General features: G+C 63.2%; 26 protein-coding genes. 7 read left to right on the forward strand and 19 right to left on the reverse strand.

The window, feature by feature from the left end:
- The first annotated feature begins 119 nt into the window (after positions 1–119).
- Positions 120–1,298 carry an acyl-CoA dehydrogenase gene (locus tag GCN75_RS08260; protein WP_152282129.1) on the forward strand — a complete coding sequence of 393 codons (1,179 nt, stop codon included), beginning with the start codon at positions 120–122 and terminating at the stop codon, positions 1,296–1,298.
- Positions 1,298–2,545: a CaiB/BaiF CoA transferase family protein gene (locus GCN75_RS08265; protein WP_152282130.1), complete on the forward strand. Its 1,248-nt coding sequence runs from the start codon at positions 1,298–1,300 to the stop codon at positions 2,543–2,545. The genes GCN75_RS08260 and GCN75_RS08265 overlap by 1 nt, the downstream gene beginning before the upstream one ends.
- A 54-nt stretch (positions 2,546–2,599) precedes the next feature.
- Here GCN75_RS08265 and GCN75_RS08270 read toward each other — a convergent pair whose 3' ends face one another.
- From GCN75_RS08270 to GCN75_RS08280, 3 genes are read right to left on the reverse strand one after another with little or no spacing between them, the layout of a single operon-like run.
- Positions 2,600–2,926 carry a barstar family protein gene (locus GCN75_RS08270; RefSeq protein ID WP_152282131.1) on the reverse strand — a complete coding sequence of 109 codons (327 nt, stop codon included), beginning with the start codon at positions 2,924–2,926 and terminating at the stop codon, positions 2,600–2,602.
- 8 nt (positions 2,927–2,934) lie between these two features.
- Positions 2,935–3,744, reverse strand: a complete 810-nt coding sequence (gene dapB, locus GCN75_RS08275; protein ID WP_152282132.1) for a 4-hydroxy-tetrahydrodipicolinate reductase — start codon at positions 3,742–3,744, stop codon at positions 2,935–2,937.
- 19 nt (positions 3,745–3,763) lie between these two features.
- A complete protein-coding gene (locus tag GCN75_RS08280; protein WP_226938820.1) occupies positions 3,764–4,399 on the reverse strand; it encodes an outer membrane protein assembly factor BamE in 636 nt (211 codons plus the stop codon).
- 195 nt (positions 4,400–4,594) lie between these two features.
- On the opposite strand from GCN75_RS08280, the gene fur reads away from it, so the two are divergent.
- Positions 4,595–5,026, forward strand: a complete 432-nt coding sequence (gene fur / locus GCN75_RS08285) for a ferric iron uptake transcriptional regulator (protein WP_099761922.1) — start codon at positions 4,595–4,597, stop codon at positions 5,024–5,026.
- A gap of 48 nt (positions 5,027–5,074) precedes the next feature.
- Here fur and hrcA read toward each other — a convergent pair whose 3' ends face one another.
- Positions 5,075–6,091 (reverse strand): heat-inducible transcriptional repressor HrcA, encoded by a 1,017-nt coding sequence (gene hrcA / locus GCN75_RS08290; protein ID WP_034745713.1) that lies wholly within the window; start codon positions 6,089–6,091, stop codon positions 5,075–5,077.
- Between the two features lie 102 nt (positions 6,092–6,193).
- Positions 6,194–6,919 (reverse strand): HAD family hydrolase, encoded by a 726-nt coding sequence (locus GCN75_RS08295; protein ID WP_193317419.1) that lies wholly within the window; start codon positions 6,917–6,919, stop codon positions 6,194–6,196.
- A 244-nt stretch (positions 6,920–7,163) separates the two neighbouring features.
- Here GCN75_RS08295 and GCN75_RS08300 point away from each other — a divergent pair, with 244 nt between their 5' ends.
- Together GCN75_RS08300 and GCN75_RS08305 are read left to right on the forward strand one after the other, a co-directional pair.
- Entirely contained in the window at positions 7,164–7,769 is a 606-nt protein-coding gene (locus GCN75_RS08300; RefSeq protein ID WP_152282133.1) for a hypothetical protein, read from the forward strand.
- Between the two features lie 41 nt (positions 7,770–7,810).
- Positions 7,811–8,392, forward strand: a complete 582-nt coding sequence (locus GCN75_RS08305; protein WP_152282134.1) for a hypothetical protein — start codon at positions 7,811–7,813, stop codon at positions 8,390–8,392.
- Positions 8,393–8,579: 187 nt separating this feature from the next.
- Here GCN75_RS08305 and mmsB read toward each other — a convergent pair whose 3' ends face one another.
- The 5 genes from mmsB to GCN75_RS08330 are packed head-to-tail and all read right to left on the reverse strand — an operon-like array spanning position 8,580 to position 14,091.
- The gene (mmsB, locus tag GCN75_RS08310; RefSeq protein ID WP_152282135.1) at positions 8,580–9,485 is read right to left on the reverse strand and encodes a 3-hydroxyisobutyrate dehydrogenase; all 906 of its coding nucleotides are present in this window, start codon (positions 9,483–9,485) and stop codon (positions 8,580–8,582) included.
- Between the two features lie 22 nt (positions 9,486–9,507).
- Positions 9,508–10,638, reverse strand: coding sequence for an enoyl-CoA hydratase/isomerase family protein (locus GCN75_RS08315; RefSeq protein WP_152282136.1), 1,131 nt, complete (start codon positions 10,636–10,638; stop codon positions 9,508–9,510).
- Positions 10,631–11,416: an enoyl-CoA hydratase gene (locus GCN75_RS08320; protein WP_152254840.1), complete on the reverse strand. Its 786-nt coding sequence runs from the start codon at positions 11,414–11,416 to the stop codon at positions 10,631–10,633. The genes GCN75_RS08315 and GCN75_RS08320 overlap by 8 nt, the downstream gene beginning before the upstream one ends.
- Positions 11,413–12,573, reverse strand: a complete 1,161-nt coding sequence (locus GCN75_RS08325; RefSeq protein ID WP_133989165.1) for an acyl-CoA dehydrogenase family protein — start codon at positions 12,571–12,573, stop codon at positions 11,413–11,415. Before GCN75_RS08325 ends, GCN75_RS08320 begins: the two co-directional genes overlap by 4 nt.
- A gap of 9 nt (positions 12,574–12,582) precedes the next feature.
- Complete coding sequence (locus GCN75_RS08330) at positions 12,583–14,091, reverse strand: CoA-acylating methylmalonate-semialdehyde dehydrogenase (RefSeq protein WP_152282137.1); 1,509 nt, start codon at positions 14,089–14,091, stop codon at positions 12,583–12,585.
- 157 nt (positions 14,092–14,248) lie between these two features.
- Between GCN75_RS08330 and GCN75_RS08335 the strand changes: the two genes are divergently transcribed.
- Positions 14,249–15,631, forward strand: coding sequence for a short-chain fatty acyl-CoA regulator family protein (locus GCN75_RS08335; protein WP_152282138.1), 1,383 nt, complete (start codon positions 14,249–14,251; stop codon positions 15,629–15,631).
- Here GCN75_RS08335 and GCN75_RS08340 read toward each other — a convergent pair.
- Genes GCN75_RS08340 through GCN75_RS08370 form a run of 7 tightly spaced genes read right to left on the reverse strand, consistent with a single transcriptional unit; the run spans position 15,628 to position 22,564 of the window.
- Positions 15,628–16,704, reverse strand: coding sequence for an adenosine deaminase family protein (locus GCN75_RS08340; RefSeq protein WP_152282139.1), 1,077 nt, complete (start codon positions 16,702–16,704; stop codon positions 15,628–15,630). The two genes, GCN75_RS08335 and GCN75_RS08340, sit on opposite strands and share 4 nt — an antisense overlap.
- Before the next feature lie 28 nt (positions 16,705–16,732).
- A complete protein-coding gene (locus GCN75_RS08345; protein ID WP_152282140.1) occupies positions 16,733–17,677 on the reverse strand; it encodes a nucleoside hydrolase in 945 nt (314 codons plus the stop codon).
- 20 nt (positions 17,678–17,697) lie between these two features.
- A complete protein-coding gene (locus GCN75_RS08350; RefSeq protein WP_152282141.1) occupies positions 17,698–18,729 on the reverse strand; it encodes an ABC transporter ATP-binding protein in 1,032 nt (343 codons plus the stop codon).
- 13 nt (positions 18,730–18,742) lie between these two features.
- A complete protein-coding gene (locus tag GCN75_RS08355) occupies positions 18,743–19,522 on the reverse strand; it encodes an ABC transporter permease (RefSeq protein WP_070290842.1) in 780 nt (259 codons plus the stop codon).
- Complete coding sequence (locus tag GCN75_RS08360) at positions 19,519–20,358, reverse strand: ABC transporter permease (protein ID WP_152282142.1); 840 nt, start codon at positions 20,356–20,358, stop codon at positions 19,519–19,521. Before GCN75_RS08360 ends, GCN75_RS08355 begins: the two co-directional genes overlap by 4 nt.
- A gap of 21 nt (positions 20,359–20,379) precedes the next feature.
- Complete coding sequence (locus tag GCN75_RS08365; protein WP_226938796.1) at positions 20,380–21,402, reverse strand: ABC transporter substrate-binding protein; 1,023 nt, start codon at positions 21,400–21,402, stop codon at positions 20,380–20,382.
- A gap of 58 nt (positions 21,403–21,460) precedes the next feature.
- Positions 21,461–22,564: a porin gene (locus GCN75_RS08370; RefSeq protein WP_152282143.1), complete on the reverse strand. Its 1,104-nt coding sequence runs from the start codon at positions 22,562–22,564 to the stop codon at positions 21,461–21,463.
- Between the two features lie 238 nt (positions 22,565–22,802).
- Between GCN75_RS08370 and GCN75_RS08375 the strand changes: the two genes are divergently transcribed.
- Complete coding sequence (locus GCN75_RS08375) at positions 22,803–23,720, forward strand: LysR family transcriptional regulator (protein ID WP_070281784.1); 918 nt, start codon at positions 22,803–22,805, stop codon at positions 23,718–23,720.
- A gap of 86 nt (positions 23,721–23,806) precedes the next feature.
- Here GCN75_RS08375 and rsmA read toward each other — a convergent pair whose 3' ends face one another.
- A complete protein-coding gene (rsmA, locus tag GCN75_RS08380) occupies positions 23,807–24,586 on the reverse strand; it encodes a 16S rRNA (adenine(1518)-N(6)/adenine(1519)-N(6))-dimethyltransferase RsmA (protein WP_152282144.1) in 780 nt (259 codons plus the stop codon).
- Between the two features lie 49 nt (positions 24,587–24,635).
- Positions 24,636–25,685 carry a 4-hydroxythreonine-4-phosphate dehydrogenase PdxA gene (gene pdxA, locus GCN75_RS08385; protein ID WP_152282145.1) on the reverse strand — a complete coding sequence of 350 codons (1,050 nt, stop codon included), beginning with the start codon at positions 25,683–25,685 and terminating at the stop codon, positions 24,636–24,638.
- Positions 25,686–25,695 lie beyond the last annotated feature (10 nt).

Consider the following 25,695-nt stretch of genomic DNA (forward strand, 5'->3'; position numbering starts at 1 on the left):
ATATGCGCAGCACGCATGTCTGGGTGCGAAAAAATCGTTTGCGCAAGGCTAGGCAAAAACCTACCATGAGCCATATTCAATCTTGCGCCGATCATCGGCGCTCACCTGCGAGGCCTGTGATGAGCAAAACCGTATTCGACTGGAATTCCCCCCTGCTGCTGGAAGAACAACTGACGGGCGACGAACGCGCCGTGCTGGAAGCAGCCCGCGACTATTGCCAGGGCAGCCTGGTGCCGCGCGTGCTCGAATCGTTCCGCCATGGCCGCACGGACGCTGCCATCTTCCGCGAAATGGGCGAGCTGGGCTTGCTGGGCACGACCATTCCGGAACAGTACGGCGGCGCCGGCCTGAACTACGTCTGCTACGGCCTGGCCGCGCGCGAAGTCGAGCGCGTCGATTCGGGCTACCGCTCGATGATGAGCGTGCAATCGTCGCTGGTGATGGTGCCGATCAACGCCTTCGGCAACGAAGAAACCAAACAGAAATACCTGCCGAAACTGGCGACGGGCGAATACATCGGCTGCTTCGGCCTGACGGAACCGAACCACGGCTCCGATCCCGGCAGCATGGTCACGCGCGCACGCAAGGTACCGGGCGGCTACAGCCTGTCCGGCGCCAAGATGTGGATCACCAACAGCCCGATTGCCGACGTGTTCGTCGTCTGGGCCAAGGACGATGAAGGCGCGATCCGCGGCTTCGTGCTGGAAAAAGGCTGGAAAGGCCTGTCGGCGCCCGAGATCCACGGCAAGGTGGGCTTGCGCACCAGCATCACCGGTGAAATCGTCATGGATGAAGTATTTTGCCCGGAAGAAAACGCCTTCCCCGACGTGCGCGGCTTGAAAGGCCCGTTCACCTGCCTGAACAGCGCCCGCTACGGCATCGCCTGGGGCGCGCTGGGCGCGGCCGAAGACTGCTACCTGAAAGCACGCCAGTACACGATGGACCGCCAGCAATTCGGCCGCCCGTTGGCCGCGAATCAGCTGGTGCAAAAGAAACTGGCCGACATGCTGACGGAAATCACCATGGGCTTGCAAGGCTGCCTGCGCCTGGGCCGCATGAAGGATGAAGGCTCGCCCGCCGTGGAAATCACCTCGATCATGAAACGCAACAGCTGCGGCAAGGCGCTGGACATCGCCCGCGTGGCACGCGACATGATGGGCGGCAACGGCATTTCCGACGAGTTCGGCGTCATCCGCCACCTGGTCAACCTGGAAGTGGTCAACACCTATGAAGGCACGCACGATGTGCACGCGCTGATCATCGGCCGCGCCATCACCGGCATCGCCGCGTTCAACTAATGGACGCCTTGGCTTCCACCCTGCGGCCCGCGCCGCTGACCGGCTTGCGCGTGCTGGACCTGTCGCGCGTGCTGGCCGGCCCGTGGGCCGGGCAAATGCTGGCCGACCTGGGTGCCGACGTGGTCAAGGTTGAACAACCGGGACGCGGCGACGACACGCGCTCCTGGGGCCCGCCCTACCTGAAGGATGAAGACGGCCGCGACACCGCCGAGGCCGCCTACTTCCAGTGCGCCAACCGCAACAAGCGCTCCTTGTGCATCGACCTGGCCGCCCCGGAAGGGCAAGCCCTCGTGCGCCAGCTGGCCGCCGAGGCAGACGTGCTGCTGGAAAATTTCAAACTGGGCGGCTTGAAGCAATACGGCCTGGACGCGGCCAGCTTGCTGGCCCTCAATCCGCGCCTCGTCTATTGCTCCATCACGGGCTTTGGCCAGGACGGGCCGTACGCGGCGCGCGCCGGCTATGACTTCCTGATCCAGGGCATGGGCGGCTTGATGAGCATCACGGGCGTGCCCGATGGCCAGCCCGGCGCCGGCCCGCAAAAGGTGGGCGTGGCGCAGACGGATATCCTGACGGGCTTGTACGCGACCATCGCCGTGCAGGCGGCGCTGGCCGAACGCGAGCGCTCGGGCCTGGGCCAGCATATCGACCTGGCCCTGCTCGACGTGCAAGTGGCGGCACTGGGCAACCAGGCAGCCAATTACTTGTGCGGGGGAAAAGTGCCCCAGCGCATGGGCAATGCGCATCCGAATATCGTGCCCTACCAGGACTTCCCCACGGCCGATGGCGACATGATTCTGGCGATCGGCAACGATGGGCAATTCTCGCGCTTTTGCGCCATCGCCGGCCACCCGGAATGGGCGCAGGACGAGCGTTTCGCCACCAATCCGCAGCGCGTGGCACACCGGGCGACCTTGATCCCCTTGATGCGCCAGGCCACCGTCATGCGCACGACGGCCGAGTGGATCAGTGCATTCGAGGCGCAAGCCGTGCCATGCGGCCCCGTCAACCGCATCGACCAGGTCTTTGCCGACCCGCAAGTGGTGGCGCGTGGCTTGAAAGTGGAAATGCCGCATCCGACGGCGGGCACGGTGGCGCTGGTGGCCAATCCCGTGCGCCTGTCCGGCTCGCCGGTGCAGTACCGCTTGCCGCCGCCGTTGCTGGGGCAGCATACGGACGAGGTGTTGCAGCAATGGCTGGGCCTTGATGGCGGCCAGATCGACGGTTTGCGCGAACGCAAAGTCGTCTAAAGAAAAACGCCGGGCAGTGGCAACACTGTCCGGCGTTTTTTTATATCTTCAGCGTTACTTCAGCGTCAATTTCAGCGCCGGCTTTTCGCCATAGTCTTCATAGCGTTCATTGATGCCGGCGATGCAGAACGTGATTTCTTCCAGTAAATCAGGCACTTGCGCCTTCATTGCCTCCGCATCTTGCACCACGATATCCAGCACTTCGTTCGGCTTCAAACGGAATTTGCTCATGCCGTCCTCGTCGCGCAGGTAGCTGAGGCAATCGACCCAGGCATCCATGCTGTTGCCGTAGAACTCGGGGAAACCGAACGCTTGCGCACATTGCGCGTGGAAGCTCGCTGCGTCGGTGATGTCTTTTCCATTCAGGATGGCAGTGGCCATGGTGCTCCTCAGTTCTTCAGCGACAGCACATCCTGCATGTCGAACAGGCCGGTCGGCTTGTCCGCCAGGAAACGCGCGGCGCGCAGGGCGCCGTGGGCGTAGGTGACGCGGCTGCTCGACTTGTGGCTGATCTCGATGCGCTCGCCGATGCCGGCAAACAGCACCGTATGGTCGCCCACGATATCGCCGCCGCGGATGGTGGCAAAGCCGATGGTCGACGGATCGCGTTCGCCCGTCACGCCTTCGCGGCCGTACACGGCGCACTCCTTCAGGTCGCGCCCCAGGGCGCCGGCCACCACTTCGCCCATTTGCAGGGCCGTGCCCGACGGCGCATCGACCTTGAAGCGGTGATGCGCTTCGACGATTTCAATGTCGTAGCCTTCGGACAGGCTTTTCGCGGCCAGTTCCAGCAATTTCATGGTGACATTCACGCCCACGCTCATGTTCGGTGCGAACATGATGGCCGTCTTTTCGGCGGCGGCGGCAATGGCGGCCTTGCCCGCGTCATCGAAACCGGTGGTGCCGATGATCATCTTGATGCCGTGCTCGGCGCAATACGCCAGGTGCTGCAAAGTGCCTTCGGGACGCGTGAAGTCGATCAGGAAATCGGCGTTCGCCAGGCCCGTGGCCAGGCTTGATTCGATCAGCACGCCGGCAGGCTTGCCCAGGAAGGCGGCCGCATCCTGGCCGACAGCAGGCGAACCTGCGCGGTCGAGCGCGCCGGCCAGCACGGCATCGGGCGCATTGCTGACCGCTTCGATCAGGATATGGCCCATGCGGCCGCTGGCGCCAGCAATGGCGATTTTCAGTTCAGTCATTTTATTCTCTTACAGCAACTTATTTGGTGGGTTCGGCAGCGGGTGCAGGCTCGGCGGCAGGCGCCGTGGCTGGTGCGGGAGCCACGTCAGGCTTGCTCACAGGAATGGCGGGAGCCGCATCGGCCGGCACGGGCACGGCGCTCGGCGCCACGGGCGATGGTACGGCAGCGGCCGGCACATCAGCCTTGGCGACCTTGGCGAACGGCGACGGGCCCGCGATACGGTCGATGTATTCTTTCTCCGTCGGCAAGTTGCCGCCTTCGAAACGTTCAACCTTGCCATCCTTGCCGAAGTACACAACCACGCGGCTGCTGGTGGTTTCGCCACTGCCCCGGGCCAGGCGGAATGGATAATCCCAGCGGTCGGCGTGGAAGATATCGGTCAGCAGCGAGGTGCCCAGGACGAAACGCACCTGGTCGCGCGTCATGCCCACTTTCAACTGGGCCAGCATCTCTTCGGAGACAAAGTTACCTTGTTGAATGTCTGGACGATACGGCGAGAAAAACCACATGAATTTTTGCAGCGGCGTAATGGTGGTCGTTTGGGCGCCCTGTTCAGGAACCAGTTCCTTGCCTTCTTTTTGGCTGGCGGCCGGCTTTTCGCCAAGGATGCCACGGCTGGCGCAGCCGGACATGGCCAACGCGACACAGACCATGCCTGCCACGACTGGTGCTCGAAATGAAATACGGTGCCAGAGAGATGGCAATACAGCCGGTGTTACGCGCATAAATGACCTCAATTTGATGAACAAAACGCCAGGAGTGGCCGGCCTGCCAAAAAATGCATATTTTGGCACTCCCCGCTAAAACGCTATATGATAAAGCACCTGACCCACATACGAGCAACAAACATGAGTAACAATCCTAGTGATCTCAAGGCAAGCGGCCTGAAAGCCACCCTGCCACGGCTGAAGATACTCGATATCTTCCAGAGTAGCCCGGTACGCCACCTGACCGCGGAAGACGTCTACAAGATTCTGCTGGCCGACAATATGGATGTCGGTTTAGCAACTGTGTACCGCGTCCTCACGCAATTCGAACAAGCTGGCTTGCTCAATCGCAACCATTTTGAAACTGGCAAGGCGATTTTCGAACTCAACGAAGGTTCCCACCATGATCACCTGGTGTGCCTCGATTGTGGCCGGGTCGAAGAATTCTTCGACGAAGAAATCGAAATCCGCCAGCAAAAAGTGGCCGAAGAGCGCGGCTTCAAGATCGCCGAACACGCTTTGGCCATCTACGGCAACTGCATCAAGACGGCTTGCCCGCACAAAACAGCCTGACCACAGCTGGCCGCTCCCATGGGGCGGCCAGCGCATCAGGCAGTACGATCAATGATGGCTCAGTGCGCTTGACAGCAGCTTGGCCGTGATATCGACAATCGGGATGACGCGCTCGTAAGCCATGCGCGTCGGTCCGATCACTCCCAGCGTTCCCACGATCTTGCCGTTGACTTCATACGGCGCCGTCACCACGCTCATTTCATCCATCGGCACCAGGTTCGATTCGCCGCCGATGAAAATCTGCACACCCGTCGCCTTGCTCGACACGTCGAGCAGCTGCATCAAGCCCGTCTTTTGCTCGAACATGTCGAACATCTGGCGCAGCGAATGCATATTCGAAGACAGGTCGCTCACGCTGAGCAAGTTGCGCTCGCCGGAAATCACCATGTCGTCGCTATGGTCAGCCATCGCCTCGCTGCCCGCTTCCACGGCCGCCTGCATCAGGCTGCCCATATCGTCACGCAACTGGCGCAATTCGCCCTGCAGGCGCACGCGCACGGCGTCGAACGACAGGCCGCCATAGTTCTGATTGATATAGTTGGCCGATTGCACCAGTTGCGCCGGCGTGTAATCCGCTTCCGTCAGCAGCAGGCGGTTCTGCACGTCGCCGCCGGGGGCAACGATGACGAGCAGGATGCGTTTTTCCGACAGGCGCAGGAACTCGATCTGCTGGAACACGGATTCGCGGCGCGGGCTGAGCACGACGCCCGCAAACTGCGACAGCGACGACAGCATCTGCGCCGCGTTGGCGATGGTTTTTTGCGGCTGCGGCGTCTGCAGGCGCATGCGCGACTCCACCAGGTGCTCGTCCAGGTGCCGGACGGTCAGCAAGGTGTCGACAAAGATGCGGTAGCCGCGCGGCGTGGGGATGCGTCCGGCCGAGGTGTGCGGACTGGACACATAGCCGAGCTCTTCCAGATCGGCCATGATGTTGCGGATCGTGGCCGGCGACAGGTCCAGGCCGGAAATTTTCGACAAGGCGCGCGAACCGACCGGCAGGCCGTCGGCGATATATCGCTCGACCAGGGCTTTCAGCAGTGTTTGGGCACGTGTATCGAGTTGCATGGTGTTTTATTTAAGCAAGTATTCTTTTAGGCAAGCGGCAGCGAAAGCGGCCGAACGTGCATCAACAGCGCCTATTATGCACGTTCGCCCGTTTCGCGGCGATCAATCTTCCAGTTGCTGCTGCAACCACAGCAGCAAGTCGTCAAAGTTGGCGCAGATGGCGTCGGGCTGCACGCCGGCGGCCAGGTGGGCATCGCTGCCCTTGCGGTTCATCCAGACGGCCCGCATGCCCGCCCCTTGCGCTCCCGTCACGTCGAAATACAGGTCGTCGCCCACATACACGGCTTCATGGGGCGCCACGTCCAGCGCCGCGCAGGCGGCCAGGAAGATGCTGGCATCGGGCTTGGCCACGCCAAACTCGCTGGCGGCGATCGATACCTTGAAATGCTGCGCCAGGCCGATAATTTCAAGGTCCGCATTGCCATTCGAGATGGAACCGACCAGCATGCGTTGCCGCATCCAGGCCAGGCCGGGCAACACGTCGTCATACGGCCGGACGCGGTTGCGCGCGGCCAGGAACTGCGCGATGGCGCCGTCGACGAGGGCGGGATCTTCGCCGGCCGCCTCGAAGGCGGACAGCAGGCCGGCCCGGCGCAACTCGATCAGGTTGCCATGGAAATGCGGTTGTTCGTTGAGCATGGCCAAGCGGTGCTGGCGCAGCACCTCGATGGAAAACTGCCGCGCCACCTTGGGCGCATGCGTGGCCAGCCAGTCATGCAACAGCGTTTCGGCGGCGGCAATGACGGGCGCGATGGGCCACAGGGTATCGTCGAGGTCGAACAGGATGGCCTTGGGCGGCACGGCGGGTTTTACAGGAGCAAGGGACATGGGACTCACGGTGAATGCCGCGCCACGGTGCGCAGCCTGCATCTATTGTCGCACCGATCGCCCCCGCCAGCATGGCTGCGCCCCCGTGAAATGGGGCCAGGCCAGCGCTTCCCGGAGAAAAATTGTTACAGGGTGATACAAGGCAAGATCATCGAGCTTGCCAGATAGACTAAAATAGGCGCCATTCCAATGCGGCGCCAGCGTCCGTGTTGCGCTACCCAACCTAATTCGTTTTGGAGAATGTATGAAAAATTTGTACCTGCGCTCGATGCTGGCGGCGGCTTGCGCCGCCACACTGGCAGCCTGCGGCGGCAGCGGCGGCAACCTGTATCTGCAAGGCGCAGTCAGCGGCCTGGCCAAAGATGGCCTGATTCTGCTGAATAACGGGGAAAGCCTGCCGGTTCCTGCGGGCCAGAGCAGCTTTGTTTTCACCAAGCTGGTCAATACCGATGACCGCTACGACATCACCATCGCGCAGCAGCCCAAGGGCGCCGTCTGCAGTATCGCCAATGGCGCGGGCAAGGCATCGAGCTACTCCGTGACCACGGCCGTGGTGACGTGCAAGACCAATTCCTACCCGCTCAGCGCCGCCATCACGGGCTTGACCGCCGACGGCTTGACCCTGGCGATCGGCAATCTCAGCACCAGCCCGCTCAAAGGCAGTACCGCCTATACCTTCCCCGCCATCGATGACGGCATTGCCTACAATATTTCCATATCGACCTATCCAGCAGGCCAGACGTGCAAATTCGCGGCCTCTGCCAACACCAGCGCCGACGGCCGCGTTGTCAACGGCACCATGGGTTCAGCCGCCACGACCGGTACCGCACTGAACTGCACGGCGCTGTAAGCCACGCGCTTCGTCACTACTATATTGCATTGGAGAAATACATGAAGTTATCCTGCCTGCGCCCGCTGACCGCGCTGTTGCTGACCCTGGGACTGGCCGCTTGCGGCGGCAAGGCCTCGTATGAAGTCGGCGGCACCGTCAGCAACCTGAACACCAACGGCCTGATCCTGGCCAACGGTGGCGTCAACCTCCCGATTGCATCGGGCCAGACCAAGTTTGCCTTTGCCCAGCGCATCGACTATGGCACCGAGTACGACATTACCGTGCAACAACAACCCGCCCACATGACTTGCGGCATCAGTGGCGGTTCCGGTTCGGCTGGCCACTACCTGAGCATCCAGGCAGCGGTCTCGTGCTTGCAAAACACCTATACGGTGGGCGGCACGGTGACGGGCCTGACAGCCGACGGCCTGGTCCTGATCAACGGCACGTCGCAAACCACGGTACTCAAGTCCAGCACGACCTTCACCCTGGGAACGCGTGTTGCCGATGGCGACAAGTATGGCATCAGCGTGTTTACGCAGCCGACTGGCCTGAAGTGCGACGTGGCCCCGAACACCGGCGTCGGCGTCATGGGCGAAGCGAATGTGACCACCGTACAGGTCATCTGCAATCCGGCCTGATGCGGTGACACTGGCAGCCGTTTTGCGGCTGCCAGGAAGAGATATCACAGAAATCTATAGTTGATATTCCAAAGATAAATTGGAGTTATATGTGGCGATGCAGCATAATGCATCTGTCTCCTCCAACTCTTCCAAGAATTGGATTTAGCCCGCTTTCACCAGCGGGCTTTTTTTTGCCCAAAATTTCTCAGGCGGCAGGCGTCTGCAAACCAGGCTGCAGCATTTGCACGATGCTGGAGAAATCCTGCTGCGCATATCCCGCCTGCGCATGCATCTGGTACAGCTGGCGCACCAGGCCGCCCAATGGCGTGGGCGCGTTAGCCGACAAGGCCGACTGCTGCGCCAGTCCCAGGTCTTTCAGCATCAGCGCCGTGCCGAAGCCGCCGGTGTAGTTGCGCGACGCGGGCGTGCCCTCCATGACGCCGGGCCACGGGTTGTACACTTCCAGGGTCCAGTTGCGGCCCGAACTCTTGGCCATGATGTCGGACAACACTTTCGGATCGAGGCCATGCGCCACGCCCAGGTTCAGCGCCTCGGCCGTACCGACCATCAAGATACCCAGCAGCATGTTGTTGCAAATCTTCGCCACCTGGCCCGCACCCGCCTCGCCCGCATGGAAAATGTTCTTGCCCATCTTTTCCAGCAGGGGCCGCGCCTGCTGCAAGGCCGCTTCGCTACCGCCGACGATGAAGGTCAGCGTGCCGGCGGCTGCACCCGCCGTGCCGCCCGAGACGGGCGCATCGATCATGGCAAAACCCCGCTCGCCGGCCGCCTGCGCCACCTGGCGCGCCACATCGGCGGCGATGGTGCTGCAATCGATGAACAGGGCGCCCGGCTTGGCCGAATCGAGCACGCCGCCGGCCGCCAGGTACAGCTCCTGCACGTGCTTGTTGGCTGGCAGCATGGTGATGACGGCATCGGCCGTCTGCACGGCCGCGCTGGCGGACGCGGCCGCCGTGGCGCCCGCCTCGACCAGCGAAGCCACGGCGGCCGGCGCCAGGTCGTACACGGATACGTGGAAGCCGGCGGCTACCAGGTTGCGGGCCATCGGCGCGCCCATGTTGCCCAGGCCGATGAAAGCGATATGTTGCATGTGTATGTCTCCTGTTGTTCTTTTAAGATAAGTCAGCCAAGGGATGCTGCGTCCACGGCGCCGTAAAATACTCGTCCAGATACGCGGCGCTGACGTCAGCCAGGCTGGCCGGCTGCCACTGCGGCGCGTTGTCCTTGTCGATCAGCAAAGCGCGCACGCCTTCGCTGAAGTCCCCATGGGCGCAACATTGCACGGCAACGATCAGTTCCAGCTGGAACACTTGCGCCAGACTCATGTGGCGCGTGCGCTCGCGCATGGCCCATACCAGGGCGGCCGAACTGGGCGCGCCCTTGTCCAGCGAGTGGGCGGCCTTTTGCAACCAGGCCACATCGCCGTCATACGCGGCGATGGCGGCCACCACTTCGGGCAAGGTGGGCGCTTGCGTCAGCGCGGCGATGGCGTCGAAGTTGGCGCGCACTTCGGAGACGGGCAGCATGGACGTTGGCGCCGACAAGCCGCGCAGCAAGCGGCCCAGCTGCTGGTGGTTCGCCTGCGGGCTCGCTTGCCATTGCGCCAGCGCCAGCGCGTCGAGCACCATGACGCGCTCTTCCTGGCGCAGGAAATAGTCGCCCAGGCCCGCAAACAGGGCATCGGCCGCGTTCAGCGGTGCGCCCGTCAAGCCCAGGAACAGGCCGCTGCGTCCCGGCATGCGGCCCAGGAACCAGCTGCCGCCCACGTCGGGGAACAGGCCAATCGTGATTTCCGGCATGGCGATGCGCGTGCTTTCCGTCACCACACGGTGGCTGGCGCCCGCCATCAGGCCCAGGCCGCCGCCCATGACGATGCCGCCGCCCCACACGAGCAGCGGTTTCGCATACGTATGGATGCGGTGGTCGAGCCGGTATTCCTCGGCAAAGAAAGCCAGCGCCTGCGGGTTGGGCACGACGCCAGGTTGCTCCACGACGGCGCCGCGCAGGCTGCGCACGTCGCCGCCGGCACAGAATGCCTTGTCCGTCGACGATTGCAGCACCACGCAGGCGACGGCGTCGTCAGCGGCCCAACGCACGAGGGCGCCATCGATGGCGCGGATCATGTCCAGGGTCAAGGCGTGCAGGGACTTCGGCGCATCGAGCGTGATGACGCCCAGCTTCATGCCGCCGGGACAGTCGCGCTCTTCCAGTTTCACTGTCTCGACATTGACGATTTCAACCATTCTTCCACTCCGCCGGCCGTTTTTCCAGGAAGGCCTGCACGCCTTCTTTCTGGTCCTGCGTATCGAACAGGCCCAGGAACAGGGTGCGTTCATCGGGCAGGGAAGCGACCAGCGGATGGCTGCGCGCGCCCTGGATCAGGGTCTTGCACGCCGTCACGCTGCTGGGGCTTTGACGGGCCACCTTGGCGGCCAGCGCCAGCGCCGTGGCGGCAGCCTTGCCGGTCGGCACGACTTCCTCGACCAGGCCGATGGCCAGGGCCTTGGCCGCGTCGACCCGCTCGCCGCACAAGATCATGCGCTTGGCCCAGCCTTCGCCCACCAGCCACGGCAAGTGCTGCGTGCCGCCCGCGCACGGCAGCAAGCCGACGGATGCTTCCGGCAAGGCCATCTGCGCGTGTTCCTCGGCGATGCGGATGTCGCAGGCCAGCGCGCATTCGAGACCGCCGCCCATGGCATAGCCATTGATGGCGGCGATGCTGACGCCGCGAAACGCGGACAGCGCCTCGAACGCCTCGCCAAACGCGGCGGCCATCTTGAACGCCATGTCCTTGTCGCCGTCGGCAAACACTTTCAAGTCGGCGCCGGCCGAGAAGAACTTGGCGCCGCCGCCCGTGATCACCAGCGCATACACGTCCGGGTCCCCATTCAGGTCGGCCACCAGGTCCCTCAGCGCGTTCAGGCTGGCGAGGGTCCACGTGTGGGCGGGCGGGTTGTCGAGGGTCACCAGGGCCGTGTGGCCACGGCGCTCGAGCAGCAGATTGGTATACACTTTGGTCATCGTAAGGTCTCCGTGGCGCCGTCTTTCAAGATCGCTCGCGCGACGATCAGGCGCATGATTTCATTTGTCCCTTCCAGGATCTGGTGCACGCGCGTGTCGCGCACATGGCGCTCGAGCGGGTACTCGCGGATGTAGCCGTAGCCGCCATGCAGTTGCAGCGCATCGTTGGCTACATTGAAGCCCACATCCGTGGCGAAGCGTTTTGCCATGGCGCAATACGCCGTGGCGTCCGGGCTTTCCTGGTCCAGTTTCCAGGCCGCCAGGCGCACCATCTGGCGCGCCGCCACCAGTTCCGTCAGCATGTCGGCCAGCTTGAATTGCAGCGCCTGGAATTGCGCCAGCTCGCGGCCGAACTGCGTGCGTTCCTTCATGTAGGCCTGCGCGCGCGTGAGGGCGGCCTGCGCCGTGCCCACCGAGCACACGGCAATATTGATGCGCCCGCCATCGATGCCCTTCATGGCGATGGCAAAGCCTTCGCCTTCCGCGCCCAGCAAGTTAGCAACAGGAACTTTCACCTGGTCGAAGCTGATGATGCGCGTGGGCTGGCTGTTCCAGCCCATCTTTTCTTCTTTCTTGCCATACACGATGCCGGGCAGATTCGCCGGCACGGCAAAGGCGGAAATGCCGGCCGCGCCCTCGCCGCCCGTGCGCGCCATGACGATCAGCATGTCCGTCTGGCCCGCGCCGGAAATAAACGCTTTCGTGCCATCGAGTACGTAAAAGTCACCGTCCCTGACGGCTTTCGTGCGCAGGGACGCCGCGTCGGAACCCGATTGCGGTTCCGTCAGGCAATAGCTGGCCAACTTCTGGCCGGCGGCCAGGGCCGGCACCCACTCGTCGCACAGGGCTTCCTGCCCCCAGCGCGACAGCATCCAGGTGGCCATGTTGTGGATCGTGATGTAGGCCGTGGTCGAGGTGCAGCCGCCCGCCAGCTCTTCAAACACGATGGCCGCATCCTGGCGCGACAGGCCCAGGCCGCCCCAGCGCTGCGGCGTGTACAGGCCGCAAAAGCCCATCTCGCCCGCCTTGGCAATGGTTTCCACCGGGAAGATCGATTCCGCATCCCAATGCGCCGCGTGCGGCGCCAGTTCGCCTTCGGCAAACGCGCGCGCCGCCTGCTGGAACTCGCGCTGCTCGTCGCTCAGTTCAAAGTCCATGACAGCTCCTTACTTGAGGCTGATGGTGGTGTTGACCTTGCCCACCGAGGCCGCATCCGTGAACCAGCGCTGGGTGATCGTCTGCGTCTGCGTGTAGAACAGCACGACCTGCTTGCCGAACGGGCCCAGGTCGCCCAGCTTGGAGCCGCGCGAACCCGTAAAGCTGAACAGGGGAACGGGCACGGGAATGGGCACGTTGATACCGACTTGCCCCACGTCGATTTCTTCCTGGAAGTAACGGGCCGCCGCGCCGCTTTGCGTGAACAGGGCCGTGCCGTTGCCGTTCGGATTCGCGTTGACGAGGGCAATCGCTTCGTCCAGCGTATCGACTTCGACGACGATCAGCACGGGGCCAAAGATTTCCTGGTCATACACGACCATGCCGGGCTTCACGCCGGACAAGATCGTCGGTCCCACGAAGTTACCGTTCGGATAGCCATCAACCTTGACGTCGCGGCCGTCCAGGGTCAGCACGGCGCCCTGCTCGATGCCCTTGGCAACGAGGCTGAACACGCGCTCCTTGGCTGCGCAGGAAATGACAGGGCCCAGGTCCGGATTGTCCTTGCCCGCGCCTACCGTCAGGGTTTGCGCCTTGGCCGCCAGTTCCGGCAGCCACTCGCGCGCTTCGCCCACCAGTACGGCGACGGACGCCGCCATGCAGCGCTGGCCGGCGGCGCCGAAGCCGGCGCCCAGCAACTGGTTCAGGGTCTGTTCCTTGTTGGCGTCAGGCAAGACGACGGCATGGTTCTTGGCACCCATCATGCATTGCGCACGCTTGCCGTTCAGGCTGGCGCGCTGGTACACATGCGTGCCCACCTTGCTGGAGCCGACAAACGAGATCGCCTTGATGTCCGGATGGTCGCACAGGGCGTTGACCACGTCTTCGCCGCCGTGTATCACGTTCAGCACGCCAGCCGGGATGCCCGCCTGCAAGGCCAGGCGCACGAGCTTTTCCGTCACCAGCGGATCTTGCTCCGACGGTTTCAAGACAAACGTATTGCCGCAGGCAATTGCCATCGGGAACATCCACAGGGGGATCATGGCGGGGAAGTTGAACGGAGTAATGCCCGCGCACACGCCCAGCGGCTGCATCACGCTGTAGGTATCGACGCCGCCGGCCACGTTTTGCGCATACTCGCCCATTTGCAGGGTGCCGATATTGGCGGCGTGCTCGACCACTTCCAGGCCGCGGAACACATCGCCTTCCGCGTCCAGCAGGGTCTTGCCCTGTTCCATCGTCAAGGTGGCGGCCAGGTCGGCCATGTTTTCGCGGATCAGCTGCTGCAATTTGAGGAAGATGCGCGCGCGGGCGCCGATCGGCGTCTTGCGCCAGGTTTTGAAGGCGCGCTGGGCCGAGGCGATGGCCGCGTTCACTTCGTCCGGCGTGGCGAACGGCACCTTGGCCAGGACTTCCTGCGTGGCGGGGTTGACGACGTCGCGCCAGACGGTGGTCTGGGATTCAACCCACTCGCCGTTGATCAAGAGGGGAACGGTCGGAATAGCGTTTTGCGTGGTCACTCGGTGTCTCCTTGTGTGGGTATAGGTCTGTTTGCATTATTCGCACAATCGCCGCCACGAACAAGGCGTGAAAATGCGAGATAATGCAAAGATGAATCTGTTAATCTGCAAAGATTGTAAATTTGCAGATTCCGCAAACCGGGGAAGAGGAGACGCGATGGCGAAGGTTTTCATGGGCGTGCGCCTGCAGCGCCTGCGCGAGGAACGGCGCATGACGCAGGTGGCGCTGGCCAAGTCCCTGGGCATCTCGCCCAGCTACCTGAACCAGATGGAACGCAACCAGCGTCCGCTGACGGTGCCGATCTTGCTGCGCATCGGCAGCGTGCTGGGCGTCGATCCGCAAATCTTTTCCGAACACGACAGCGCCAGCCTGGTGGCCGACGTGCGCGATGTGTTCGGCGAATTGCCCGACGCGCCGCCCACCTCGATGGCGGAACTCAAAATGCTGGTGGAAAACATGCCGGAACTGGCCCGCTCGATCCTGCTGTTGCAGCGGCGCTACCGGGTGATGGCGGAACGGGCCGATACCCTGGCCGCGCGCCTCGACGACGGCAGCCGCGGCGCCAGCTCGGCGGCGCCATCCACGGACGAGGAGGTGCGCGAATACCTGAACCGGCGGCAAAATTACATCGATGAGCTGGACCGGGCGGCGGAGCGCGTGGCGGGCGAACTCGATCCGTCCCTGCGCACGCTCGATGCGCTGCAGGGGCGTCTGCTGGAACGCCACGGCATCCGGGTGCAACTGTCCGATGGCGACGCGGGCATGGTGCGCAAGCACCGCTACGATGCCCAGCAACACATATTGTGGCTGCCCGACACCCTGACGGGCGGCCAGCGCGCGTTCCAGATGGCGGCGCAGATCAGCCTGCTCGAGCACAGCGAGCTGATCGACGCCCTCGTGCTGGCGGCGGGCTTGTCCGGCGCGGCCGCGCAAACGGGCGCGCGCCTGGCATTCTCGAATTACTTTGCAGGCGCCCTGCTGATGCCCTACCAGCGCTTTTTGCAGGCGGCGGAAAGCCGCGCCTACGATATCGAGCGCCTGGCGCACCAGTTCGGCGTGGGTTTTGAGGCCGTGTGCCACCGGCTGAGCACCATGCAGCGCCCCGATGCCGCGGGCTTGCCCTTCTTCTTCGTGCGCGTCGACCGCGCGGGCAATGTCTCGAAGCGCCAGTCGGCCACGGACTTTCACTTTTCCAGGGTGGGCGGCACGTGTCCGCTATGGATCGTCTACGACGCGTTCAGCCATCCGGGCCAGGTACTGACGCAGGTGGCCAGCATGCCGGACGGCTGCACCTATCTGTGGATTGCGCGCCAGGTCAGCACGGCCTCGCCCGGATTCCGGGCGCCCGGCAAGACCTTTGCCGTGGCGCTGGGCTGCGACATCTCGCAGGCGCACCGGCTGATCTATTCGAAAGGACTCGATCTGCACGACCCGTCCAGCGCCACGCCGATCGGCACGGGCTGCAAGGTGTGCGAGCGGCAAAGCTGCCCGCAGCGGGCGTTTCCGTCGCTGTTGCTGCCGCCGCCCGTCTCGGCCTAGGAGGCGTCGATGACGCGCGCGCGCAGCGCGTCGAATTCGCGCGCAAATTGCGCGCGCCAGTCGCGCCGCGTGGATTCGTCTATCCAGGCCGCGTCCAGGCCATTCAACATGAAGCCGCGCATGTCGTCCAGGCCGAAGCCGAATTCGCGCATCATCATCCAGGCGCCCGTCGGCGTCACGTGGTGCAGGGTCGGGTCGTCCGTGTTCGGATGCAGTTTCAGGCCCAGCTTGGCCATGGCGCGGATCGGGTGATCGAGGGCCCAGCGCTCGGGCGCCAGGGTGCGCAGATAATACGAATTGGTCGGCACCACGGTAAATACCAGGCCCCGCTCCACGCAGCGCTGCGCCAGTTCAGGATTGTCGACGATGGTGTAGCCGTGGTCGACCCGGTCCACCTGCAGCTGCTCGATGGCCGTCTCCACATTCATCCACGGCATGCCGAATTCGCCCGCGTGCGCCGTGCACTTGAAGCCGGCCTCGCGCGCGGCGCGGTAGGCTTCGATGAAGAGTTCCGGCGGGCGGTCGTTTTCGCGGTAATCGATGCCGATGCCGATCACTTCCGGCGCGCGGTGCGCCTTCATCCATTCCACCATCTGCACGGCTTCCGCAGGAGCCGCTTCGCGGTCGATGCTGGGGATCAGGCGGCCGATCACGCCGAAATCGCGCTGCGCGTCGCGGATGGCGGCCACGATGGCGTCTTGCGCCGCATCGTAGCGGATGCCCGACACGCGCACGGTGCCGGTGGGATTCCAGAAGAACTCCGCGTAGCGCACGCCGTGGCCATGCACGTCTTCCAGGTATTCGTAGGCGAGGCAATACAGGTCCGTCGGCGAGACGATCAGGTGCGCGTCGAGCGCGCGCAGCACGCGCAGCACGCCGACGGGCTTGTCGCCGCGCGTGTAGAACGCGTCGATTTCCTCGGGAGTGACGACATTGCCCGTCTTGGCGGCCAGCGCACGGAAAGTGGCTTGCCGCACCGTGCCGAACAGGTGGCAATGCAGCTCCACTTTCGGCATGGCGCGTAAAAACTGTTCGATGCTCAGGGCAGGCAGGGTGTCGGCAGGATGACTCATGAAGCTCGCTTCGTTAGTGGAAAAAGGGTCAGACGAGAATGGCGGCCAGGCGGCGCATCAAGCGTTCGATGGCGGCCGGGCCATCGGCCAGCATCGCCACCTGCGTGTTGATAGCGGCGCGGCGCGGCACGCGGAATTCGCACACCGTCATGCCGCGCGTCAGTTCGCCCGTCAATTCGATGGCCACGTGGGCCGGCTGGAACTGGAACAGCTGCGGCGCTTCCAGGTACAAGGCCACCACGGGGTCGTACATGGGCATGGGCACGGAACCGTCGGCACTGCGGATGCGCACATACGCTTCCAGGTAGCCGGCCAGACGCTGCGCGCGCGGCGTGCCGATGGCGCGCAGGCGTTCCACTTCCACGTTCGTCACCAGCAGCTGGCGGCACAGGTTCAGGCCGAACATGCGCAACGGAATGCCCGCATTGAACACCTGGGCAGCCGCTTCCGGGTCGGCATAGATATTGAATTCCGCCGCCGCCGTGTGGTTGCCCTGGTCGGTCGAGCCGCCCATCAGGATGATCTCGACGATTTTTTCCGCGATGTCCGGCGCGCGGCTCAAGGCCGTGGCCAGGTTCGTCATCGGCGCAATGGCCATGATGGTGATCTGGCCCGGATGCGCGCGCACGGCGGCGATCAGCGCGTCGACGGCATGGCCGGCAGCATCCGTAGCCGCGCCGGGCGGCAGGATCTCGCCTGTCGTCGGCATGCCGCTGTCGCCGAGGATGCGCTGCGCCGTCTCGATGACGCCGGCCAGCGGTTCTTCGCAGCCGCGGTAGATGGGCACCGTCAAGCCATCATTGGCCTTGATGCGCAAGGCATTGTCGTAGGTGATGTCGACGGGCGCATTGCCCGCCACCACGCTCACGCCCAGCCACTCGATATCGGGATTGCTGCCCAGAAGCAGCATCGTCAGCCAGTCGTCAAAACCGGGATCGGTATCGAGCCAGATTTTCTTGAGGGGTTTGTCCATGATGGTCTCCGGTTAAAACATCAGGCAGCCAAGCACAGGGCGCTGTCGGACGGCAGCACGAACGAGACGACCGTGCCTTCGCGCCAGGCGGCGCCACCGGCCGCGCAGATGCCCTTGACCTGGCCCAGCGGCGTTTGCAGCAGGTATTCGACGGTGTCGCCCAGGAAGCCCCGTGCCAGCACGGTGCCCGGGTATTGAGCGCTTGCGTCGTCCGGCGCGCACACGCGCACCTTGTCCGGACGCCAGCCCAGCACCGTCGTTCCGGCAGCAACGGGAGACGTGTACGGCAGGCTGGCGCCCGCGTGGTGCAGCGCGCCGTCGCGGTAGTCGAACAGGTTCTCGAAGCCCATGAAGTTGGCGACGAAGCGCGTCGACGGCGTATTGAAGACGGCTTCCGGCGCAGCCAATTGCTCAATGCGCCCGCCGTTCATGACGACGATGCGGTCGGACAGGGCCAGCGCTTCTTCCTGATCGTGCGTCACGTACAGCATGGTGATGCCCAGTTCGCGCTGGATGCGGCGCAATTCGGCGCGCATCTGCACGCGCAGCTTGGCGTCCAGGTTCGACAGCGGTTCATCGAGCAGCAGCAGGGCCGGCTCGACGACGATGGCGCGCGCCAGCGCCACGCGCTGCTGCTGGCCGCCCGACATCTGCGCCGGCAGGCGCGTTTCAAAGCCCGTCAGGCCCACGGCGGCAATCACGGCTTCCACTTTCGTTTTCAGCAGGGCCGGCGCCACCTTGCGCAGGCGCAGGCCGAACGCGATGTTGTCGTACACGTTCAGGTGCGGGAACAGCGCGTACGACTGGAAGACCATGCCGATATTGCGCTTGTTCGGCGCCAGCTTGCCGATTTCGCGGCCATCCAGCACGATGCGGCCCGACTGCAGCGGCATCAGGCCGGCGATCGCGCGCATGGTGGTGGTCTTGCCGCAGCCGCTGGGGCCCAGCAGCGAGATCAGTTCGCCCTGCTCGACGTGCAGGTCCAGGTCCTTCACGGACGTCGTGTTCTTGGCGTAGCCGAGGTTCAGCTTGTGCAGTTCCAGATAACTCATGGTGTGTTGCCTCTTACATGTATTTAGAAATGCCCAGCACCTTCTCGGTCACCATCACGAAGGCCATGGTGAACAAGACCAGCAAGGTCGACAGGGCTGCGATCGACGGATCGAAACTGTTTTCCATATGGCCCAGCATCTCGATCGGCAAGGTGCTGATGCCGGGTCCCGTCAGGAACAGCGACACAGGCACCTGGTTGAACGAGGTGACGAAGGCGAGGAAGAAGGCGGCGATCACGGCGTTGCGGATATTCGGCAGCACGATCATGAAAAACGCCCGCAGGCGCGACGCGCCCAGGGTGATGGCCGCATCCTCGATATCGACGCGCAGGTTCACCAGGCTCGCGTACACCACGCGCACCGAATACGGAATCAGCAGCGCGATGTGGCCGATCAGGAGGCCCACGTAGACGGGCGCATTGATGGTCAGCACCAGGTGGTGCAGCAAGCCCAGGCCCACGAGGATGGCGGGAATGATCAGCGGCGACGTCAGGATCTGGCGGATGGCGCCGATGCCCGGCGGCGGCATGCGCGAAAACGCATACGCGACGGGAATGCCCAGCAACAGCGCGATGACGGTGGCGATCAGGCCGATCTCCAGGCTGGTCTGGAAGGCGCGGCGGAACTCGGGCGCCGCCCACACTTCGAGGATCCAGCGCAGCGAGTAGGACTCGGGCGGGAACGCCAGGGTTTCGCCGCCGGAAAAACCCGCCAGCACGACGATGGCAAACGGTCCCAGCAGGAACAAAAACACCAGCCACAGGACTGCGCGCGAGAATAGGCTTTCTTTCATACGGAACTCCGGCTCGAGGAAATACGTTTAAGGCCGGCATTCACCAGCAAGGTCATGCAGACGAGGATGACGGCGATCACATTCGCGGCGCCGAAATCGCTCTCCACGCTGACCTTCTGGTACAGCAGGGTTTCCAGCATCAGCACCTTGGTGCCGCCCAGCAGGGCCGGCGTCACGTAGGCCGTCACGCAGCCCGTAAACACCAGGGTGCCGCCGACGACCAGGCCTTCCTGCGTCAGCGGCAGGGTGACCTTGCAAAAGACTTGCCATGGATTGGCGCCCAGGGTGGCGGCAGCCGGTTCCACGTCGCGCGGCAGGTTTTCCAGCGCGCCGGCCAGCGACATCAGCATCAATGGCAGCAGCAGTTGCAGCAGGCCGACAAACACGGCGAACTCGCTGAACAGCAAGCGCAAGGGCTCATCCGTGAAACCCATGTTGACGAGCGCCGCGTTGAGGGCGCCATTGCGCCCCAGCAGCACGATCCAGGCATAGGTGCGCGCAATCGGCGACACCATCAGCGGCAGGATCATCATGCCCACCACCAGGCCGCGCCACTTCGGCGACACGCGCGCCACGGCTTGCGCGGCCGGATAGCCGAGGATGATGGACGCCAGGGTCACCAGCGCAGCGATGCGCAGGGTGCGCCAGAAGATGGTGCGGTTGAATTCCTGCGAAAAGAATTCGACGAAGCGGTCGACGCCCCACTGCATGCCGTCGCCGACGCGGAAGGCGTCGACCAGCAAGGCCAGCACGGGTAGCAGGAAGCAGACGACGATAAAGATCAGCGCCGGCAGGACCAACAGCAGGCCCAGGCGCTTTTTTGGATCAGCAAACATGGTGTTCTCTCCTCGTCACCACTATTTGCTCATGGCCTTGTTCCACTGCGTCATCCAGTTCGTGCGCTGCTTGAGGATGGTTTCCGGCTTGACGAATTTCAGCGAATTGATCTGGTCGGCGCCATAGGTATTGAATTGCGCGGCAGCCACCGACAGGCGCACGTCCTTGTTGACGGGCGAGTCGACCAGGTTGGTCGCCAGCTGCGTCTGCACTTCCTTGGACAGCCAGAAATCCATCAGCTGGTACGCCAGGTCCGCATTCTTCGACCCGGCAACGATGCCCATCACGTTCATGCCGGCGGCCTGGCCTTCGGCCGGGATGCTCCATTTCAGGGGCAGGCCCGTCTTGAGCATCTGCGACCAGGTGAAGCGCGCCACGGGCGCGGCCCAGATTTCATCCTGGGCGAACAGGGCCGCCAGCTGCGCGCTGTTTTTCGAGAACGTGACGACGTTGCCCTTCATGCCGACGATCTTGGCAAAACCGGTCGCGTAGTCGTCCGTCTTGCCGCCCCAGGCCGCATCGGCCATGCGCAGCATCAGCGGGCCCTGCGTGGTGCTCACGTCGGGGAAGGCCACGCGGCCCTTCAGTTCGGGGCGCCACAGGTCTTTCCACGATGTCAGCGGGGCGATCTTGTCGCTGCGGTACACCAGGCCCACGGAATACAGGGTGTAGCCGACGGCGTAGTTGCCGCCGATGGGGTTTTTCGCCACGTCGTACAAGGCTTTGTAATTGCTCAGCTTGGAGTAATCCATGGGCTGGATCACGCCCTTTTGCGCCGCTTCCAGCATGCCGGAATCGGACAGCAGCACCAGGTCGATGACCGGGTTCTTGGCGTGCACCACCAGCTTGGCGATGCGGTCCGCGTTATTGCCTGTTTCCACCTTGATATCGCAACCGCATTTGGCCTTGAACGGCTCGTACACATACTTCATGAACAAGGGTTGGGCAATCGGATAGGCCGAAATGACCAGCTCGCGTTTTTCCGCGTGGGCGGCGTTTGCCAGCAAGCCTAGGCTCAAAGCCAACATGAGGTGCTTTTTCAAGATGCTTCCTTTCAGGGGGCGGCGCTGCGGGACAGCGCCTGTAAAAGATGAATCAGACTCAGAAATAATGTCGCATGCCGACGATCAGCACGCTTTGCGTCTTGCCGCCGGAGGCGCCAAAGCCGAACACGCGGGCGAACGTCGCATCGCCGGCCGCTTTCTGGTAGCTCCAGGTGATGGCGACATCGGTACGCTTGGACAGGAAGTAATCGGCCTGGAAGTTGACCTGATGCCATTTCGGCGTCTTGTTGATCACGTCATATTTTCCGGTAGTAAAGAAATACGACGCGCCCAGGTTCAACGCTTCCGTCAGCTTGTGGTTCACGTTCAGATCCACGTTTTGCAAGGTCAGATTGCTTTGATCCAGGTAGTGGTAGCGCACGTTGGTGTACAGCGCGCCGAACTTGGTCCTGCCCACATTATAAAAGCCTCCCGTGCCGGCGATGGCCTGGCTGTCCACGCCGGCGCCCTTGACGGCGCTCTTGTTGAAAATCAACAGGGAACTGCCATAGTCGTTGCCGATGGCGCCATTCGGCGCGTCGGGGCTGTTCGGGTGATCCATCTTGGTATAGGCGACGGCCCAGCTGAAGGCATCGACTTTGTAGCCGGCACCCATGCTGTAGACGCGGTTGCGGTTGGAATCTGCCGGATTTTCGCTGAAGCCATACAAGCCCGTGAACGACAGATTGCTGATGTTCGGGCTGACATACTTGACGGCATTTTGCACGCGCAAGTTGTTGTAGCCATTGTCGTTGTCGCCGATGTGCACGCCGTTACTGGCGATAACCACCGGGCCCAGCAGGTCTTTGACGGCCTCGTACTGGCGGCCCAGGGTCAGGGTACCCTTGTCGTTGCTCGACAGGCCCACGTACGACTGGCGGCCGAACAGGCGGCCGCTTTGCGCCGCCGTACCCGTCATCACATTAAAACCGTTTTCCAGCGCGAAGATGGCCTTGGTGCCGTTGCCCAGGTCTTCCTGGCCGCGGAAACCGATGCGGGGATTCTGATTCGTGCCGCTCAGCGCATGCGTGCGGCTGCCGTTACCCTCATCCGATACGTAGCCGATACCGGCCGACAGCAAGCCATACACCTGCACGCTGCTTTGCGCCTGCGCCGCGCCCTGCGCCGCCAGCAAGCCACCCACCACCATCGTTCCAGTCATCCATTTATTCATCGCCGCCGCCCTAAAAAGAGTAAACCCTGAGTTTTTTTGGAATTATTTTATTGATACGTCCCTTGCCTGGCGCACCGCCGCGAGTGCCGGCGCCGCATTCCAGGCGCTTCTCCCGAATATTGTTGCATTCAAGACAAGTAAAGACCAGTCCAGAATATGGTAAATTGCGGGATAAGAAAATTTGTTTATTTTTATAAATCCATTACTTTTTCTAATAAGCAAACCCATGCATGAACTGAGCAAGAAGATTTCCTTACGACATTTACAAGCGTTTTCCACCCTGGCCCGGGTAAACAGCTTCAGCAAGGCTGCACAGGAATTGTGCGTGACCCAGCCGGCCCTCAGCGCGTCGATCAAGCTGCTGGAAAACCAACTGGGAAAAAAGTTGTTTAACCGCACAACCCACCAGCTGGAACTGACGCGCGAAGGCAAGCTGGCGCTCGACTACGCCACGCATTTATTGAATACGGCAAGCAACACCTTTGCCGATATCCAGCGCGCCATCGGCAGCGGACGCCACCGCATCCGCATCGGCGCCATCCCTTCGGCCATGGCCATGACGGCCGTGGTGGTGGCGCGCTACTGCGAGCAGCATGGCGATGAAGTGGAAATCGTCCTGTCGGACATGCCCAACGACGGCTTGCTGCATGCGCTGCATTCGGGCCAGCTGGATTTTTGCGTGGGCATCGAGGTGCCCGGTTCCGTGTCGCTGGAAAGCGTGGGCCTGTTCGAAGATGAACTGGTGCTGGTGACGGCGGGACGCCATGCGCTGGCGCCGCTGAAGGAAGTGCGCTGGGAGCAGCTGGCGGGGCAGGAAATCGTCGTGTTTACCAAGGGCAGCATCTGGGAGTTCGCCTCGAGCGCGCTGCGCCAGCATGGCTTGAGCCCGTCCAGCCTGTACCAGATGATCCACAGCGAGTCGCTGTATGGCGTGGTGCGCGCCGGCATCGCCGTGGGCATCATGCCCAGCCTGTACACGACCTTCCTCAACGACGAAGACCTGCACGTGGCGCCCCTGCGCCAGCCCACGTGCAAGCGCAAGATCGCCTTGATGCGGCGCAATGAAATCAGCCGCAACCACCATGTCGACGACTGCTTTTCAGCGTTGCGGCAGGATTTGCAGCAAGTCGACCAGTGGTTTTGATGGTCACTACCGGGGTCAGACCCCCACTCGCGTCGACGCCTGCTCAGGCGCTGCGGGTAGAGTGGGTCTGCCCCCAGCTCTTGCGATTACTGCGGCGCCTTCAGCAAGTTCGCCAAAGCAACATACTGTTCCAGGCCTACCGTTTCCGGACGCAGGGTCGGGTCGATGCCGGCCGCCTTGATCTGCTCTTCCGTAAACATGCCGGCCAGGCAGTTGCGGATCACCTTGCGGCGCTGCGAGAAGGCCTTCATGACCACCGCTTCCAGGGTGGCCTGGTCGCAGGCCAGGCGCTCGGCCACGGGGATCATGCGCACGATGGCCGATTCCACCTTCGGCGGCGGATCGAACGCCGTCGGCGGCACGATGAACAGCAGCGACATGTCATAGCGCCATTGCAGCATCACGGACAGGCGGCCATACGCCTTGCTGCCCGGTTCAGCCACCATGCGCTCGACGACTTCCTTTTGCAGCATGAAATGCTGGTCCTGCACCAGCGGCGCAAAGTCCGCCAGGTGGAACAGCAGGGGGCTGGATATGTTGTACGGCAAGTTGCCCACGATGCGCAGCTTCTGGCCGGCCGGCACGGGAATCTGCGCGAAATCGAACTTCAGGGCGTCGCCCGAATGGATCGTCAGCTTGGCGGGATTGAAGGCCTTTTCCAGGCGCACGATCAGGTCGCGGTCCAGCTCCACCACATGCATCTGTTTCAAATGGCGCAGCAGCTGCTCCGTCATGGCGCCCAGGCCGGGGCCGATCTCGACCATGGCGTCGTCCGCCTGCGGCGCGATGGCGGCCGTGATGTCGTCGAGGACGAAGCGGTCATGCAGGAAGTTCTGGCCAAAGCGTTTGCGGGCAACGTGTTTCATATTCTGTTTTTCTATTCTAGAGGCGGTGTAGCGGGGTAAAACGGGGGAATCAGGCGCGGGTGCTGGCGCGCAGCATGCCGAGCGCCGTTTGCAGGGCCTGCTCCATGCTGTGGCAATCAGCCAGCCCCAGCCCTTGCGCGGCCAGGTCCAGCGCCGTGCCGTGGTCGACCGAGGTGCGGATCAGCGGCAAGCCCAGGGTGACATTGATGCCGCGCCCGAAGGTCGCGTATTTCAGCACGGGCAAGCCCTGGTCGTGGTACATGGCCAGCACGCAATCGGCATCGGCCAGGTATTTGTGCTGGAACAGGGTGTCGGCCGGATACGGTCCGCGCGCATCGATGCCGCGCGCTTGCGCCGCGGCAATGGCCGGGGCGATGACATCGATTTCCTCGCGTCCAAGATACCCGCCCTCGCCCGCGTGCGGGTTCAGGCCGGTCACCAGGATGCGCGGCGCGGCGATGCCGAATTTCTGTTGCAGGTCCGCCGCGATGATATCGAGCGTGACGGCCAGGCTGTCCATCGTGATGGCGGCAGACACGTCCTTCAATGGCAGATGCGTGGTGGCCAGCGCCACGCGCAGGGTCGGTTCGCCATGGCCGGGTTCGCCGGCCAGCATCATGACCACTTGCGGCGTGCCGGTTTTTTCTGCCAGGTATTCCGTATGCCCGGAAAAAGCCACGCCCGCGTCGTTGATCGTGCTCTTTTGCAAGGGTGCCGTGACCATGGCGCCAAACCAGCCGGCCTGGATACCTTCCACGGCCGCGTCCAGGGTCGCGAGCACGGAGCGCCCGTTTTCCTTGTCCAGCACGCCAGGAATGACATTGTTTACAGTGGGAATATCGATCACGGCCAGGCGGCCCGGTCCGAACTGGGGCAGGCCGCTGTTGCGCACGGCTTGCAGCGACAGCGCCGCCAGGCGGATGTCCGGGTCGATCAGGCTGGCCGTCAGCGCCAGGAAGGCGGCGTCGCCCAGCAGGATGGCGTTGACTTCATGCCGCATGGCCCAGGCGGCGCGGATCGAAATTTCCGGGCCGACACCGGCCGGTTCGCCACAGGTGATGGCGATGGCCGGGCGGCGTGCAACAGGCAAGTTACTCATGCGCAAATAG

This window comes from Janthinobacterium violaceinigrum (assembly GCF_009208555.1).
GTDB classification, from domain to species: domain Bacteria; phylum Pseudomonadota; class Gammaproteobacteria; order Burkholderiales; family Burkholderiaceae_D; genus Janthinobacterium; species Janthinobacterium violaceinigrum.

What these genes read in the sequence shown, in the direction of transcription:
- GCN75_RS08320 (WP_152254840.1), bottom strand. Translation starts at nt 11,416, where the DNA reads ATGACCAAAGTGTATACCAATCTGCTGCTCGAGCGCCGTGGCCACACG.
- GCN75_RS08265 (WP_152282130.1), top strand. Translation starts at nt 1,298, where the DNA reads ATGGACGCCTTGGCTTCCACCCTGCGGCCCGCGCCGCTGACCGGCTTG.
- pdxA (WP_152282145.1), bottom strand. Translation starts at nt 25,685, where the DNA reads ATGAGTAACTTGCCTGTTGCACGCCGCCCGGCCATCGCCATCACCTGT.
- GCN75_RS08370 (WP_152282143.1), bottom strand. Translation starts at nt 22,564, where the DNA reads ATGACTGGAACGATGGTGGTGGGTGGCTTGCTGGCGGCGCAGGGCGCG.
- GCN75_RS08280 (WP_226938820.1), bottom strand. Translation starts at nt 4,399, where the DNA reads ATGGTCTGTGTCGCGTTGGCCATGTCCGGCTGCGCCAGCCGTGGCATC.
- GCN75_RS08340 (WP_152282139.1), bottom strand. Translation starts at nt 16,704, where the DNA reads ATGAGTCATCCTGCCGACACCCTGCCTGCCCTGAGCATCGAACAGTTT.
- GCN75_RS08295 (WP_193317419.1), bottom strand. Translation starts at nt 6,919, where the DNA reads ATGTCCCTTGCTCCTGTAAAACCCGCCGTGCCGCCCAAGGCCATCCTG.
- GCN75_RS08260 (WP_152282129.1), top strand. Translation starts at nt 120, where the DNA reads ATGAGCAAAACCGTATTCGACTGGAATTCCCCCCTGCTGCTGGAAGAA.
- rsmA (WP_152282144.1), bottom strand. Translation starts at nt 24,586, where the DNA reads ATGAAACACGTTGCCCGCAAACGCTTTGGCCAGAACTTCCTGCATGAC.
- GCN75_RS08345 (WP_152282140.1), bottom strand. Translation starts at nt 17,677, where the DNA reads ATGGACAAACCCCTCAAGAAAATCTGGCTCGATACCGATCCCGGTTTT.
- GCN75_RS08270 (WP_152282131.1), bottom strand. Translation starts at nt 2,926, where the DNA reads ATGGCCACTGCCATCCTGAATGGAAAAGACATCACCGACGCAGCGAGC.
- GCN75_RS08305 (WP_152282134.1), top strand. Translation starts at nt 7,811, where the DNA reads ATGAAGTTATCCTGCCTGCGCCCGCTGACCGCGCTGTTGCTGACCCTG.
- hrcA (WP_034745713.1), bottom strand. Translation starts at nt 6,091, where the DNA reads ATGCAACTCGATACACGTGCCCAAACACTGCTGAAAGCCCTGGTCGAG.
- mmsB (WP_152282135.1), bottom strand. Translation starts at nt 9,485, where the DNA reads ATGCAACATATCGCTTTCATCGGCCTGGGCAACATGGGCGCGCCGATG.
- GCN75_RS08335 (WP_152282138.1), top strand. Translation starts at nt 14,249, where the DNA reads ATGGCGAAGGTTTTCATGGGCGTGCGCCTGCAGCGCCTGCGCGAGGAA.
- GCN75_RS08350 (WP_152282141.1), bottom strand. Translation starts at nt 18,729, where the DNA reads ATGAGTTATCTGGAACTGCACAAGCTGAACCTCGGCTACGCCAAGAAC.
- GCN75_RS08325 (WP_133989165.1), bottom strand. Translation starts at nt 12,573, where the DNA reads ATGGACTTTGAACTGAGCGACGAGCAGCGCGAGTTCCAGCAGGCGGCG.
- GCN75_RS08375 (WP_070281784.1), top strand. Translation starts at nt 22,803, where the DNA reads ATGCATGAACTGAGCAAGAAGATTTCCTTACGACATTTACAAGCGTTT.
- GCN75_RS08315 (WP_152282136.1), bottom strand. Translation starts at nt 10,638, where the DNA reads ATGGTTGAAATCGTCAATGTCGAGACAGTGAAACTGGAAGAGCGCGAC.
- GCN75_RS08355 (WP_070290842.1), bottom strand. Translation starts at nt 19,522, where the DNA reads ATGAAAGAAAGCCTATTCTCGCGCGCAGTCCTGTGGCTGGTGTTTTTG.
- GCN75_RS08300 (WP_152282133.1), top strand. Translation starts at nt 7,164, where the DNA reads ATGAAAAATTTGTACCTGCGCTCGATGCTGGCGGCGGCTTGCGCCGCC.
- GCN75_RS08360 (WP_152282142.1), bottom strand. Translation starts at nt 20,358, where the DNA reads ATGTTTGCTGATCCAAAAAAGCGCCTGGGCCTGCTGTTGGTCCTGCCG.
- dapB (WP_152282132.1), bottom strand. Translation starts at nt 3,744, where the DNA reads ATGACTGAACTGAAAATCGCCATTGCTGGCGCCAGCGGCCGCATGGGC.
- fur (WP_099761922.1), top strand. Translation starts at nt 4,595, where the DNA reads ATGAGTAACAATCCTAGTGATCTCAAGGCAAGCGGCCTGAAAGCCACC.